The organism is Pseudomonas ogarae (genome assembly GCF_014268695.2).
Lineage (GTDB): Bacteria > Pseudomonadota > Gammaproteobacteria > Pseudomonadales > Pseudomonadaceae > Aquipseudomonas > Aquipseudomonas kilonensis.
The window spans coordinates 6,017,824-6,030,247 of the sequence record NZ_CP077086.1 but is presented as its reverse complement, the minus strand read 5'-3'; the positions used below and the strand labels follow the sequence as shown (position 1 = coordinate 6,030,247).

15 protein-coding genes are annotated in these 12,424 nt (G+C 63.5%); 7 read left to right on the top strand and 8 right to left on the bottom strand.

Annotated features, from left to right (window positions below; all coding sequences use genetic code 11):
* The first annotated feature begins 27 nt into the window (after positions 1 to 27).
* Both HU749_RS26665 and HU749_RS26660 read left to right on the top strand, forming a co-directional pair.
* Complete coding sequence (locus HU749_RS26665; RefSeq protein ID WP_029866831.1) at positions 28 to 912, top strand: sugar nucleotide-binding protein; 885 nt, start codon at positions 28 to 30, stop codon at positions 910 to 912.
* Positions 905 to 1,834: an NAD-dependent epimerase/dehydratase family protein gene (locus tag HU749_RS26660; RefSeq protein WP_095962974.1), complete on the top strand. Its 930-nt coding sequence runs from the start codon at positions 905 to 907 to the stop codon at positions 1,832 to 1,834. The genes HU749_RS26665 and HU749_RS26660 overlap by 8 nt, the downstream gene beginning before the upstream one ends.
* Before the next feature lie 135 nt (positions 1,835 to 1,969).
* On the opposite strand, the gene HU749_RS26655 is transcribed toward HU749_RS26660, so the two are convergent.
* The 5 genes from HU749_RS26655 to HU749_RS26635 all read right to left on the bottom strand — a co-directional run bounded on the left by HU749_RS26655 (position 1,970) and on the right by HU749_RS26635 (position 6,180).
* Positions 1,970 to 2,668: an OmpW/AlkL family protein gene (locus HU749_RS26655; protein WP_079302782.1), complete on the bottom strand. Its 699-nt coding sequence runs from the start codon at positions 2,666 to 2,668 to the stop codon at positions 1,970 to 1,972.
* A gap of 260 nt (positions 2,669 to 2,928) precedes the next feature.
* Positions 2,929 to 3,447 carry a DUF3299 domain-containing protein gene (locus HU749_RS26650; RefSeq protein WP_013694320.1) on the bottom strand — a complete coding sequence of 173 codons (519 nt, stop codon included), beginning with the start codon at positions 3,445 to 3,447 and terminating at the stop codon, positions 2,929 to 2,931.
* An 11-nt stretch (positions 3,448 to 3,458) separates the two neighbouring features.
* On the bottom strand, positions 3,459 to 4,724 hold the full coding sequence (locus HU749_RS26645; RefSeq protein WP_079302781.1) for an ABC transporter permease: 1,266 nt from the start codon (positions 4,722 to 4,724) through the stop codon (positions 3,459 to 3,461).
* Between the two features lies 1 nt (position 4,725).
* On the bottom strand, positions 4,726 to 5,436 hold the full coding sequence (locus HU749_RS26640; protein WP_014340451.1) for an ABC transporter ATP-binding protein: 711 nt from the start codon (positions 5,434 to 5,436) through the stop codon (positions 4,726 to 4,728).
* A gap of 156 nt (positions 5,437 to 5,592) precedes the next feature.
* On the bottom strand, positions 5,593 to 6,180 hold the full coding sequence (locus tag HU749_RS26635) for a DUF2796 domain-containing protein (protein WP_079302780.1): 588 nt from the start codon (positions 6,178 to 6,180) through the stop codon (positions 5,593 to 5,595).
* 120 nt (positions 6,181 to 6,300) lie between these two features.
* Here HU749_RS26635 and HU749_RS26630 point away from each other — a divergent pair, with 120 nt between their 5' ends.
* On the top strand, positions 6,301 to 6,654 hold the full coding sequence (locus HU749_RS26630; protein WP_079302779.1) for a hypothetical protein: 354 nt from the start codon (positions 6,301 to 6,303) through the stop codon (positions 6,652 to 6,654).
* Here the strand turns inward: HU749_RS26630 and trxA are convergent.
* The 3 genes from trxA to HU749_RS26615 form a co-directional block, all read right to left on the bottom strand.
* The gene (gene trxA / locus HU749_RS26625; protein WP_046064820.1) at positions 6,651 to 7,523 is read right to left on the bottom strand and encodes a thioredoxin; all 873 of its coding nucleotides are present in this window, start codon (positions 7,521 to 7,523) and stop codon (positions 6,651 to 6,653) included. The genes HU749_RS26630 and trxA overlap by 4 nt on opposite strands.
* A gap of 203 nt (positions 7,524 to 7,726) precedes the next feature.
* Positions 7,727 to 8,380, bottom strand: coding sequence for a class I SAM-dependent methyltransferase (locus HU749_RS26620; protein WP_186652267.1), 654 nt, complete (start codon positions 8,378 to 8,380; stop codon positions 7,727 to 7,729).
* Positions 8,377 to 8,841: a YbaY family lipoprotein gene (locus HU749_RS26615; protein WP_046064818.1), complete on the bottom strand. Its 465-nt coding sequence runs from the start codon at positions 8,839 to 8,841 to the stop codon at positions 8,377 to 8,379. The genes HU749_RS26620 and HU749_RS26615 overlap by 4 nt, the downstream gene beginning before the upstream one ends.
* 127 nt (positions 8,842 to 8,968) lie before the next feature.
* Here HU749_RS26615 and nrdR point away from each other — a divergent pair, with 127 nt between their 5' ends.
* Genes nrdR through ribBA form a run of 4 tightly spaced genes read left to right on the top strand, consistent with a single transcriptional unit; the run spans position 8,969 to position 12,392 of the window.
* A complete protein-coding gene (gene nrdR / locus HU749_RS26610; protein WP_013694316.1) occupies positions 8,969 to 9,433 on the top strand; it encodes a transcriptional regulator NrdR in 465 nt (154 codons plus the stop codon).
* Positions 9,430 to 10,563: a bifunctional diaminohydroxyphosphoribosylaminopyrimidine deaminase/5-amino-6-(5-phosphoribosylamino)uracil reductase RibD gene (gene ribD / locus HU749_RS26605; RefSeq protein WP_079302776.1), complete on the top strand. Its 1,134-nt coding sequence runs from the start codon at positions 9,430 to 9,432 to the stop codon at positions 10,561 to 10,563. Before nrdR ends, ribD begins: the two co-directional genes overlap by 4 nt.
* 46 nt (positions 10,564 to 10,609) lie before the next feature.
* Entirely contained in the window at positions 10,610 to 11,284 is a 675-nt protein-coding gene (locus tag HU749_RS26600) for a riboflavin synthase (protein WP_018600195.1), read from the top strand.
* 16 nt (positions 11,285 to 11,300) lie between these two features.
* Positions 11,301 to 12,392 carry a bifunctional 3,4-dihydroxy-2-butanone-4-phosphate synthase/GTP cyclohydrolase II gene (gene ribBA, locus HU749_RS26595; protein ID WP_046064816.1) on the top strand — a complete coding sequence of 364 codons (1,092 nt, stop codon included), beginning with the start codon at positions 11,301 to 11,303 and terminating at the stop codon, positions 12,390 to 12,392.
* The last annotated feature ends 32 nt before the right edge of the window (positions 12,393 to 12,424 follow it).

The window sequence follows — 12,424 nt, the reverse complement described above, 5'->3', positions numbered from 1 at the left end:
TGCCAATAGACTGGGCCTGCTGACTTTATGCGAATGCGCCTTATGTTACTGGGCGGCGGAAATGCCCTTGGGCAGGCGCTGATTCGCCTCGGTGCAGAAGAAGACATCGGTTTTCTTGCCCCCCGCCCGCCCGAAGACGGTTGGGATGCCGCGAGCCTGACGCAACTGCTCGACGACACCCGCCCGGACGCCTTGATCAACCTGGCGTACTACTTCGACTGGTTCCAGGCCGAGGCTGTCAGCGAGCAGCGCCTGGCCAGCCAGGAGCGCGCTGTCGAGCGCCTGGCCGAGCTGTGCCAGCATCACAACATCGTCTTGCTGCAACCGTCGAGCTATCGGGTGTTCGACGGTTCCCGTGCCACGGCCTACAGCGAGAAAGACGAGCCCGTGCCCCTGGGCGTGCGTGGCCAGGCGCTGTGGCGGATCGAACAAAGCGTGCGCGCCACCTGTCCGCAACACGTGCTGCTGCGATTTGGCTGGCTGCTGGACGACAGCGCCGATGGCATCCTCGGGCGTTTCCTGGCCCGGGCCGAACAGCCCGACGAGCTGTTGCTGGCCGATGACCGCCGCGGTAATCCGACGCCGGTGGACGATGCCGCGCGCGTGATCATCTCGGTGCTCAAACAACTCGATTGCGCGGCGCCGCTGTGGGGCACCTACCATTACGCCGGACACGAGGCGACTACGCCGCTGGCGCTGGGCCAGGCGATCCTCACCGAAGCCCGCGCCCTGCATCCGCTGGCCATCGAGTCGCCCACCCCCCAGGCCCACGCCGCACGGCCGGACGCCGCGGAAGAACCGCAGCACGCGGTGCTGGCCTGCAAGAAAATTCTACACACTTTCGGGATCAAGCCCCGCGCCTGGCGCGCGGCACTCCCGGGCTTACTGGATAGGTTTTATCGCCATGGCTGAAGGCCCTGTTTTAATTACCGGCGGCGCGGGTTTCATTGGTTCGCACCTGACCGACGCCTTGCTCGCCAAGGGACATTCGGTGCGCATCCTCGATGATCTCTCCACCGGCAAGCGCAGCAACCTGCCGCTGGACAACCCGGCGGTCGAACTGATCGAAGGCGACGTCGCCGATGCCGCCCTGGTGGCCCGGGCCATGACCGGTTGCAGCGCCGTGGCGCACCTGGCGGCGGTGGCCTCGGTGCAAGCCTCGGTGGACGACCCCGTACGCACTCACCAGAGCAACTTCATCGGCACTCTGAATGTCTGCGAAGCCATGCGCCAGAGCGGTGTGAAACGGGTGCTGTTCGCCTCCAGTGCAGCGGTCTACGGCAATAACGGCGAAGGCGAGTCCATCGACGAAGAAACCCCCAAGGCCCCGCTCACGCCGTATGCCTCGGACAAACTGGCCAGCGAGTTCTACTTCGACTTCTATCGTCGCCAGCACGACCTGGAACCGGTGGTGTTCCGCTTCTTCAACATCTATGGCCCGCGCCAGGATCCATCCTCGCCGTATTCCGGGGTCATCAGCATTTTCAGCGAACGGGCGCAGAAAGGCCTGCCGATCACCGTGTTCGGCGACGGCGAGCAGACCCGGGATTTTGTCTATGTCGAAGACTTGGTCAGCGTGCTGGTGCAGGCGATCGAGAAGCCCGTGGTGGAAGTGGGCGCGGTGAACGTCGGCTGGAACCAGGCCACGACTCTCAAGCAGATGCTCCAGGCCCTGGCCGCCGTGGTGGGCGATCTGCCGCCGATCAGCTACGGTCCGGCGCGCTCCGGCGATATCCGCCATTCCCGGGCCGACAACCATCGGCTGTTGCAGCGCTTCAGTTTTCCCCAGCAAACACCGATGAGCGTGGGGCTGGCGCGGTTGCTGGGACGCTGATTTTCAGCCGCCACAAACCTGTGGGAGCGAGCTTGCTCGCGATAGCGGTAGGTCAGCCAACATCATCGCTGGCTGATCCACCGTCATCGCGAGCAAGCTCGCTCCCACAGGGATTTTTGTATCTTCAGGTTCGGTTTAGAACTTGTAGCCCAACCCCACCATGTAGATCCATGGGTCCACATCGACATTCACTTTGGCCCGGGTGCCGCTGGCCACGGCGTTGTTGTCCACATACGCGGTGGTGTCGATGTCGATGTAGCGGATCTGGCCGTTGATCATGACGTTGTCGGTCAACATGTAGTCAGCGCCCACTTGCCACGCCATGCCCCAGCTGTTGCTTGCGCGAAAGTTGCTGAAGCCGTTGGCGCTGGCTTCGCTGCCGACGTGTTCGTCGTAGATCCAGGTGTAGTTGATGCCGGCGCCGACATAAGGTTGGAACGTCGACTTGGCGTCGAGTGGGTAGTAGACCAGGCTCAGGGTCGGCGGCAGGTGCTTGAGGGTGCCGAGCTTGTTGTTGGCCGCGCCCAGGGCGGTGCCTTTGAGTTTCACGTCGTGCTCGAACGGCGAGGCCGCCAGCAGTTCGATCCCCAGGTTGTTGGTGATCATGTAGGCGAAGTTCAAGCCCAACTGCGTGTCGCTGCTCATGGTCGCCTTGCCGCCCAGGTCGGCACCGGCCAGCGGGCCACGGTCGACCTTGACGCTGGAGCTATCGGCTTCCGGGTTGACGGTGATAGCACCGGCGCGAACGATGATGTCGCCGGCTGTATGGGCTTGGGCGAGTGGGGCAGCGAGCGCGAGGGCAACGAGGGAAGCGCTGAGCAAGGACTTGTTCATGAGGGCTCCAAAGGGCATCGAAATTTGATGTCCCATGGTACGAAGCCGTCTGCTCCGGTCTTTTGACACAGCTCAATGAGTCAGGGGGTGTTTAATTGACTCAGCTCAATAAAAACGCTGATGGGAAAATTCGAGGGAACCATCGCGAGCAAGCTCTCTCCCACATTATTCGACCGCATTCGTTCTGAAGAAACACGATCAACTGTGGGAGCGAGCCTGCTCGCGATAGCTATCTCATCAACAACACATCACCACCGGGTTCACTCCGGCAGCTCATACACATAAATCTTCTCGGCCTCCATCTGATACCCGGCATCGGCCAGTTCACTGGTGGACGGCTTGACCTGCATCGGCCCTTCGACCCAGTACGGTTGGTACAACTCGTCGAGCTTGACCCCGACTTCACTTTTCACATGCACGATCTGGTTCGATGGCGGTGGCGGTACGTGGATGCAGGCGCCGAAATACGGCACCAGCAAGAAGTCCGTGGTGCGACCTTCCTCGCTGACTTCCAGCGGCACGATGTAGCCCGGCAGGCGAATCTGCTGGCCATCGAGGGCCTTGACCACCGGGGCGTTGGGCAGGTCCTGCTTGGCCGCTGGAGCGGATTCGGCCGCCAGGGCATCGCTCATCTTCGACAGGTCGTGCAGCGGCGTCATGTTCGGCACTTCCGGCGGCGCGTCCGGCGGGATCATTTCCGACCAGGCCAGGTCCCTCGGCTCGGCCGCCCACAGCGGCAGGGCGACCATCATCAACAGCGCAAGCAGGGCGCGGGGCATCTTCAAGGTCCTCATAGACGAATCGACAGGCCGTCGGCCAACGATTGGCGATAGGCGCGCCAGGCCGGCACGCTGCCCATCAGCAGGGCGGCAACCAGGATGCCAGCCAGCAGCGTCCATTCATATTCGCTCGGCCAGCTCAGCGGCAGGTACAAGCCGTAGGCCGACTGCACGTAACCCTGGGCGGCGGCGATGCCAATGTACAGCAGCGCCAGCCCGGCGGTGACCCCGGCCAGCGCCAGGGCAAAGGCTTCGAGCACCAGCAGCGTTGCGATGTGCCACGGCCGCGCGCCCACTGAACGCAGGATCGCCATTTCCCGGCGGCGCTCGTTGAGGCTGGTGAGAATCGCTGTGAGCATGCCGATCAACCCGGTCAGGACCACGAACAACGAAATCACGAACAAGGCTTTTTCCGCCGTGCCCATCAGGCTCCACAGTTCCTGCAACGCCACGCCGGGCAGGATCGCCAGCAGCGGTTCGCCACGGAACTCGTTGATCTCGCGCTGCAAGGCAAAGGTTGAAATCTTGCTGTTGAGGCCGAGCATGAAGGCGGTAATTGCTTGGGGCGTGAGGTCCATGTTGCGGGCCTGGTCGGCGCTGATGCGCCCATTGCCCTGGGCCGGAACGCCGTTCTTCCAGTCAATGTGGATCGCCTCCATGCCGCCGAGGCTGATGTGCAGCGTGCGGTCCACCGGGGTGCCGGTGCGCTTGAGAATCCCGACCACGGTGAAGGGCTTGTCGTCATGCTTGACCAGGCTGACCACCGCCACGCCGTGGGCCAGCACCAGTTTGTCGCCGAGTTTGTAGTGCAGCGCCTCGGCCACTTCGGCACCTAGCACCACTTCGAACGGATCGGTTGCGAACGCCCGACCATCGGCCAGCGCCAGGTGCTGCTGGCGGCCGTACTGGTAATGCTCGAAGTAGGCCTCGGTGGTGCCCATCACCCGATAACCGCGGTGGGAATCGCCAAGGGACATGGGGATCGCCCACTTCACTTTCGGGTTGCTGGCGAAGTGTTCGAAGCTGTCCCAGCGGATGTTGTTGGTGGCGTTGCCGATGCGAAATACCGAATACAACAGCAGGTTCACAGAGCCAGAGCGGGCGCCGACGATCAGGTCGGTGCCGCTGATGGTGCTGGCGAAACTGGCCCGCGCCTCGGTACGTACCCGCTCCACGGCCAGCAACAAACAAACGGAAAGGGCGATGGCAAACGCGGTGAGGATCGCGGTGAAGCGGCGGTTCGCCAGGCTGGCCATGGCTAGACGGAACAAATACATCTCAAACCTCGAGTGGCGTGGCGGCGCGATTGAGATCGGCCAGCGACAGGTTGCGGTCGAACAGCGGCGCCAGGCTCTGGTCGTGGCTGACGAACAACAGGCTCGACCCGGCCTCGCGGCATTCGGCGAACAACAGCCGCAGGAAGCTTTCCCGGGCGTCGTAGTCCAGGGCCGAAGTCGGTTCGTCGGCGATCACCAGCTCCGGTTGGCCGATCAGCGCTCGGGCGGCGGCGACCCGTTGTTGCTGGCCGATGGACAACGAGTCGGCACGCCGCTCCAACAGGTTCGGATCGGTCAAGCCCAGGTGGGCCAGCAGCGTGGCGGCGGCCTGATCGACGCTGCCATGGCGCTGGATCGCCCGTTGTGCGCGCAATTTCGAGAAGTGGCAGGGCAGTTCGACGTTCTCGCGTACCGAGAGAAACGGCAGCAGGTTGAATTGCTGGAAGATGTAGCCGGTGTGGTCGACGCGAAAGCGATCGCGGCTGCCGGCGCCCAGTTCGGTGAGTTCCTGACCGAGCAGGCGGATGCTGCCGCGATCCGGTGTCTGCACCCCGCCCAGCAGCCCCAGCAAGGTGGTCTTGCCGCTGCCGCTCGGGCCCTTGAGAAACAACGTCTCACCGGCCTCCAGGCGGAACGCCGGGATATCCAGCAACGGCGGATGCCCGGGCCAACTGAAGCCCAGGTCGGAGAGTTCGATGAGTGCTTGGGTCATATTTGCCGCTTCAAAGTGGAACCTGTGGAGACCTGTGGGCGCTGAGCTTGCTCGCGATGAGGGCACCACATTCAACTTGGATGTTGATCGTTGGACCGCTATCGCGAGCAAGCTTTGCTCCCACCAGGCTTGTTTCCACATTGGGGTTGCGATGAATCAGAATTTCAGGGCTGGCGCCTTGGCCGTCACTTCCACACCTTGCTGGCCGCTCGGGCTGATCAGTTGTACCTGAATTTTCTGGGTGGCCGGGAAGGTTTTGAACAGGGTTGCAAGGTCCAGGTTCTTCAGTGCACCCGGAGCGGCGCAGGTGAACTGGTAATGGGCATGGATCTCACTGTGCTCGCCGTGGTGCTCGTCGCCATCTGCGTCTTCGTCATGGTCGTGATCGTGGTCCGGTTCATCACCAAACAACGGGCTTTCCAGTTCCTGCTGGGCCACGGTGCACTTGGCGGCGGCCGGCAGGTTGAATAATGCCAGTGGCTTGTCCAACTGCGCGCGTACGGCGGCGACCTTGGCCTTGTCGGCATCGCTGGTGGCGGTGTGTTCGAAGCCCACCAGGTTCATCGCCGGGCTTTCCAGTTCCAGCTCCAGGGTCTGGCCGTCCAGGGCAGCGTTCAATCGGCCGACGCCGTGTTCATGGGCGCTGAGGCTGCCATGCTCGTGGTCATGATCATGCTCGACCGCCGCGTGAGCGACAGCCAATGGCAGCAGGGCGAACGGCAAAGCGAGAAGCAGACGACGCATGACGAGTCTCCGAAAAGGTTATGTAATCTTATAACGAAAGTTCGGAGAGTTTGACCGTCTGCTTGGCGTCGCGCAAGGGCCATGGGAGCATGCGTACATGAAATATTCAGGAGTACGGTGATGTTGCGGATACGCGGAACCGTCGGCGATTGGCCGGTGGACTTGTCGATCGAAATGGATGAGGGCGACTGGGCGCAGCTCGGCGCGCAGTTGCAAGTGGCCAAGTCCGAGGGCATCGCGGCACCAGCGGCCAAACCGGCGAATCAGGATGATGCCCAGTGGCAGATCGCCAAGGAACTGCTGCGCAAGGCCGGGCAGTTGAGCGGCCCGGACCTGCTGGAACAGCTCGAAGGCTTGACCGGCAGCGCCTCGGCGGGCAAGCGCCTGTTGGTGCGCTTGCGCCACTGTGCCGAGGTCAAGGTATTGAGCGGCGCCGATACGCCGCTCTATAGCTGGGCTGGGGCTGAGGCTTAATACAACGCCGCGAACAGCTTGCGACGATAAGTCGTCACCAGCGGATGATCGTTGCCCAGCAGTTCGAACACCTGCAGCAAGGTCTTGTGGGGCAGGCCTTCGCTGTAGCTGCGGTTACGCATGAACAGCTTGAGCAGTGCATCGAGGGCCGCTTCGTACTGCTGGCGCGCCAGTTGCTGGATCGCCAGTTGGTACAGCGCTTCATCGTCCTGCGGGTCTTTCGCCAGGCGCGCCTTGAGGTCGGCGGCGTCCGGCAGGTGCTTGGCCAGGCCGAGGAACTGGATCTGCGCCTTGGCACCGGCAAGAGCGGCCTTGTGCTCGTCGCTTTTCACCGCGTCGAGCACGGTCTGCGCTTCGTCCAACTCACCGCGCTCGGTCAGGCAGCGGGCATACAGGATCAGCGCCTTGGCGTTGGTGTTGTCTTCACCCAGCAACACCGTGAGCACGGCTTCAGCGTCGGCGAAACGACCGTCGTCGAACAGCGCCTGGGCCTGTTCGAATGGGTCAGCCGCAGCCGGAGGCGGCATCTGCACATGGGGTTCGAGCAGGGTTCGCACGGCCGATTCCGGCTGGGCACCGGCAAAACCGTCAACCGGTTGGCCGTCCTTGAACAGCACCACCGTTGGCAGGCTGCGAATGCCGAAGCGGGCGACAATGTCCTGCTCGATGTCGCAGTTGACCTTGGCCAGCAGCAGTTCGCCTTGATAGCTCTCGGCAATGGTTTGCAGCATCGGCATCAGGGCTTTGCACGGCGCACACCACTCGGCCCAGAAGTCCACCAGTACCGGTTTGTGGAAAGAGTTCGCGATCACCGACTGGTCGAAATCGGCGGTGGTGGCGTCGAAGATGTAGGGCGTTTCCTGAGTCATGGGCAATCTCGTAGAGCGCTTGAATGGGGCAACTATACGGCTTGGTGGGGGTGGCTGAAAGCGGGGAGGTCTTTCGTCTTGTGGTGTCTGGCAGGACGCCTTCGCGAGCAAGCCCGCTCCCACATTGGATTCGCGGTGTACACGAATTTTGTATCCACAGGAGATCGACTGTGGGAGCGAGCTTGCTCGCGATGCTTTTAAGGCTAGCGCCGCGCGTGGTACAGGCTCACATGCCGAAACTCTTCAGGCTCGGCCAGGTCAGGCAAGGTCATGGCCTGGAGCATGTCGATGCGTCGGTACAGCGGATGCTGGAAATCCCGTACCCGGGAGTCGGCCACCAACGCCTCACGGCCACGGCTGAGGAACTGGTCGAGCAGCGGCAGGTTGGCCCGGTCATAGAGCACGTCGGCGACCAGGATCAGGTCGAAACGATCAACTTCGGCAAAAAAATCCGTCGAATAACCCAGCTCCACGCCATTGAGTGCGGCATTTGCCCGGCACGCGGCAATCGCCAATGGGTCCAGATCGCAGGCCACCACCTCCAGCGCCCCGGCCTTGACCGCTGCGATGCCCGCCACGCCGGAACCGGCGCCAAAATCCAATATGCGCTTGCCCTCGACCCACTGCGGCTGTTCGGCCAGGTAGCGGGCCATCGCCAGGCCGCTGGCCCAGCAGAAGCTCCAGTAGGGCGGCTCGTGGAGAATGCGCCGGGTTTCCTCCGGGCTGAAGGCGCGGTCCATGTTGTCGCCGTCGATCAGCCACAACTTCAAGTCGGTGCCGGGTAGCGGACAAGCGACCAGGCGCGCGTCTCCAAGCAACTCGCTCAATGCCCGTTGCAGGTCCTGCGGTGCACTCATGGTGCTTTGACGAATTGCAGGGCGCCCAACGCCTGGGTGGTCGGTTGGCTGATGCGTTGCTCGGGCAAGTGCAGGATCAACTGGCCGGACTGGCTGGCGCGGCCACGCAGTTCCACGCGGGCGCCTACCGGGAAGGCTTGCGGGTTGAAGCGCAAGCGGAAGGGCAGGGCCTGGTTGGTGCCGATCAGGCTGGAACTGGCAAGCAGTTGTTGCGGACGGTCCTTGTCATCGATCACCAGCAACGCCAGTTCCACTTCGGCGCCGGCCGGCACGCCTTGCAAGGTGCCACTCAACTCGCGCTGATGCGCTGGCAGCGGCCCCAGTTCGGTGGCCTGCCGGGCTTTTTCCTGGGCCTGTTTCGGCGCGGGGGCCGGGGCGGGAGCGGCGGGCTTGGGGGCATCGCTGCTGCACGCCATCAGCAGGCTGAAAAAACTGAGCAAAACGAGCGATCGTAGCGGCATGTGTGGCTCCAGCAAGGTGAATTCCATGGATCTGACGGTAAGCCCGTCTGTATACCGTAAACCCTATGGCTTGTCTTGCCAGTGGGATGCGCTACCATGGCCCTCCCTTTTTTTGTTGCCTGCCACCATGCACTGTCCCTTCTGCGGTGCCAACGACACCAAAGTCATCGACTCGCGACTGGTCGCCGAGGGCGAACAAGTCCGCCGCCGCCGCGAATGCCTGGCTTGCGGCGAACGTTTCACGACGTTCGAGACCGCTGAACTGGTGTTGCCGCGCCTGATCAAAACCGACGGCAGCCGCCAGCCGTTCGATGAAGAAAAACTGCGCGCCGGCATGCAGCGCGCCCTGGAAAAACGCCCGGTGAGCGTCGAGCGCCTGGAAGCGGCGCTGGTGCACATCAAGCACAAACTGCGGGCGACCGGCGAGCGCGAGGTCAAATCCCTGGTGGTCGGTGAGTTGGTGATGGCCGAGCTGCAGAAGCTCGATGAAGTCGCCTACATCCGTTTCGCCTCGGTGTACCGGCGCTTCCAGGACCTGAACGAGTTCCGCGAAGAAATCGACCGCCTGGCCCGCGAACCGGTGAAAGAATGACCACCTCGGCGCAGCAAGCCATCCTCGACGCCCACTACATGGCCCGTGCCCTGGAGTTGGCGCGGCGCGGTCACTACACCACCCACCCCAATCCCCGGGTCGGTTGCGTGATCGTGCGTGACGGGCAGATTGTCGGCGAAGGCTGGCACATCCGCGCTGGCGAGCCCCATGCCGAAGTCCATGCCCTGCGCGCCGCTGGCGAACAGGCCCGCGGCGCCACAGCCTACGTGACCCTCGAGCCGTGCAGCCATCACGGGCGTACGCCGCCGTGTGCCGATGCGCTGGTCAATGCCGGCGTGGCGCGGGTGGTGGCGGCGATGCAGGACCCCAACCCGGAAGTTGCCGGGCGTGGCCTGCAACGGCTGGCCCAGGCCGGCATCGCCACCGAAAGCGGCGTGCTGGAAGGCGAAGCGCGCAAGCTCAATGAAGGTTTCCTCAAACGCATGGAGCACGGCCTGCCGTTCGTGCGGGTCAAGCTCGCCATGAGCCTCGATGGCCGTACCGCCATGGAAAGCGGCGAAAGCCAGTGGATCACCGGCGCCGCCGCACGCTCGGCGGTCCAACGCCTGCGCGCCCAGGCCAGCGTGGTATTGACCGGCGCCGATACGGTGCTGGCGGACAACGCCCGGCTGACCGTGCGCGCCGATGAACTGGGGCTCGATGCCGAGCAGACGGCGTTGGTCATGAGCCGTCCGCCGCTGCGGGTGCTGGTGGACGGGCGCCTGCGGGTGCCGCTGGATGCCGCGTTTTTCAAGGCTGGTCCGGCGTTGGTCGCGACCTGCATGGCGGTGGAAGAACAATACGCCAACGGTCCCGAATGCATGATCGTGGCGGGCGATGACGGCCAGGTCGACCTGCATCGCCTGCTGGTGGAACTGGCGGGCCGTGGCGTCAACGAGGTGCTGGTGGAAGCCGGTCCGCGCCTGGCGGGGGCTTTCGCCCAGCAAGGGTTGGTCGATGAGTTCCAGATTTTCATCGCCGGCAAGTTCCTCGGTTCTTCGGCGCGGCCGCTGTTGGACTGGCCGCTGGCGCAGATGAAGGACGCCCCGCAGCTGAAAATCACCGAAATCCGCGCCGTGGGCGATGACTGGCGAGTCATCGCCGTTCCCGTTGCGCAGGCGAGCGTATAATTCCCGGCTTTCGCGCAAGCGGCGGCCCGTTCTCGAGGAGGACTCCATGTTTACCGGCATCATCGAATCCATCGGCAGCATCCGCGCACTCACCCCCAAGGGCGGCGATGTGCGGGTCTACGTCGAAACCGGCAAGCTCGACCTGAGCGACGTCAAGTTGGGCGACAGCATCGCGGTCAACGGCGTGTGCCTGACAGCCGTCGAATTGCCGGGCAACGGCTTCCTGGCGGACGTCAGCCGCGAAACCCTCGACTGCACGGCCATGAACGACCTCAAGAGCGGCAGCCCGGTCAACCTGGAAAAAGCCCTGACCCCCACCACTCGCCTGGGCGGGCACCTGGTCAGCGGTCACGTGGACGGCGTCGGTGAAGTGGTCTCGCGCACGGATAACGCCCGGGCCGTGGAATTTCGCATCCGCGCGCCGAAGGAACTGGCCAAGTACATCGCCCACAAAGGCTCGATCACCGTCGACGGCACCAGCCTGACGGTCAACGCGGTGGATGGCGCCGAATTCCTGCTGACAATCATTCCCCACACCCTGAGCGAAACCATCATGGCCTCGTACCGGCCAGGTCGCCGGGTCAACCTGGAAGTCGACTTGCTGGCCCGTTACCTGGAGCGCCTGTTGCTGGGCGACAAGGCCGCAGAGCCGGGCTCCCCACAAAAGCCGGGTAACATCACCGAAAGTTTTCTGGCCGCCAACGGCTACCTCAAATCCTGACCCAAGGGGGTGCCGCGTGGCGCTCAATAGCATCGAAGAACTGGTTGAAGACATCCGCCAAGGCAAGATGGTCATCCTCATGGATGACGAAGACCGCGAGAACGAAGGCGACCTGATCATGGCCGCCGAATGCTGCAAGGCCGAGCACATCAACTTCATGGCCAAGCATGCCCGTGGGCTGATCTGCATGCCGATGACCCGCGAGCGCTGCGAGCTGCTGAAGCTGCCGCTGATGGCGCCGCGCAACGGCTCGGGCTTCGGCACCAAGTTCACCGTGTCCATCGAGGCCGCCGAGGGCGTGACCACCGGTATCTCCGCCGCTGACCGCGCGCGTACCGTGCAGGCCGCTGCCGCCCGGGACGCCAAGGCCGAAGACATCGTCAGCCCCGGCCACATCTTCCCGCTGATGGCCCAGGCTGGCGGCACCCTGGCTCGCGCCGGCCACACCGAAGCGGCATGCGACCTGGCGCGCATGGCGGGCTTTGAACCCAGCGGCGTGATCTGCGAAGTGATGAACGACGACGGCACCATGTCCCGTCGCGCGGAACTGGAAACCTTCGCCGCCGAACACAACATCAAGATCGGCACCATCGCCGACCTGATCCACTACCGGATGATCCACGAACGTACCGTTCAGCGGATTGCCGAGCAGCCGCTGGACAGCGAATTGGGCCAGTTCAACCTGGTGACCTACCGCGATTCGGTGGAGGGCGACGTGCACATGGCGCTGACCCTGGGCACCGTGTGCGCCGAAGAACCGACCCTGGTGCGTGTGCACAACATGGACCCGCTGCGCGACCTGCTGATGGTCAAACAACCCGGCCGCTGGAGCCTGCGGGCCGCCATGGCTGCGGTGGCCGAGGCCGGCAGCGGCGTGGTGCTGCTGCTCGGGCACCCGCTCGATGGCGACGTGCTGTTGGCGCACATCCGTGAAACCGGAGACCAGGCGCCAGTGAAAAAACCGACCACCTACAGCATCGTCGGTGCCGGTTCGCAGATCCTTCGTGACCTGGGCGTGCGTAAAATGCGCCTGATGAGCGCACCAATGAAATTTAATGCGATATCCGGTTTCGATCTGGAAGTTGTAGAATACGTGCCCTCCGAATAATAGCCCGGGATTTTCCGGCCCTGTATTCGTGG

What these genes read in the sequence shown, in the direction of transcription:
- nrdR (WP_013694316.1), top strand. Translation starts at nt 8,969, where the DNA reads ATGCACTGTCCCTTCTGCGGTGCCAACGACACCAAAGTCATCGACTCG.
- HU749_RS26645 (WP_079302781.1), bottom strand. Translation starts at nt 4,724, where the DNA reads ATGTATTTGTTCCGTCTAGCCATGGCCAGCCTGGCGAACCGCCGCTTC.
- HU749_RS26660 (WP_095962974.1), top strand. Translation starts at nt 905, where the DNA reads ATGGCTGAAGGCCCTGTTTTAATTACCGGCGGCGCGGGTTTCATTGGT.
- HU749_RS26665 (WP_029866831.1), top strand. Translation starts at nt 28, where the DNA reads ATGCGAATGCGCCTTATGTTACTGGGCGGCGGAAATGCCCTTGGGCAG.
- ribD (WP_079302776.1), top strand. Translation starts at nt 9,430, where the DNA reads ATGACCACCTCGGCGCAGCAAGCCATCCTCGACGCCCACTACATGGCC.
- HU749_RS26620 (WP_186652267.1), bottom strand. Translation starts at nt 8,380, where the DNA reads ATGAGTGCACCGCAGGACCTGCAACGGGCATTGAGCGAGTTGCTTGGA.
- trxA (WP_046064820.1), bottom strand. Translation starts at nt 7,523, where the DNA reads ATGACTCAGGAAACGCCCTACATCTTCGACGCCACCACCGCCGATTTC.
- HU749_RS26615 (WP_046064818.1), bottom strand. Translation starts at nt 8,841, where the DNA reads ATGCCGCTACGATCGCTCGTTTTGCTCAGTTTTTTCAGCCTGCTGATG.
- HU749_RS26600 (WP_018600195.1), top strand. Translation starts at nt 10,610, where the DNA reads ATGTTTACCGGCATCATCGAATCCATCGGCAGCATCCGCGCACTCACC.
- HU749_RS26655 (WP_079302782.1), bottom strand. Translation starts at nt 2,668, where the DNA reads ATGAACAAGTCCTTGCTCAGCGCTTCCCTCGTTGCCCTCGCGCTCGCT.
- HU749_RS26630 (WP_079302779.1), top strand. Translation starts at nt 6,301, where the DNA reads ATGTTGCGGATACGCGGAACCGTCGGCGATTGGCCGGTGGACTTGTCG.
- HU749_RS26640 (WP_014340451.1), bottom strand. Translation starts at nt 5,436, where the DNA reads ATGACCCAAGCACTCATCGAACTCTCCGACCTGGGCTTCAGTTGGCCC.
- HU749_RS26650 (WP_013694320.1), bottom strand. Translation starts at nt 3,447, where the DNA reads ATGCCCCGCGCCCTGCTTGCGCTGTTGATGATGGTCGCCCTGCCGCTG.
- HU749_RS26635 (WP_079302780.1), bottom strand. Translation starts at nt 6,180, where the DNA reads ATGCGTCGTCTGCTTCTCGCTTTGCCGTTCGCCCTGCTGCCATTGGCT.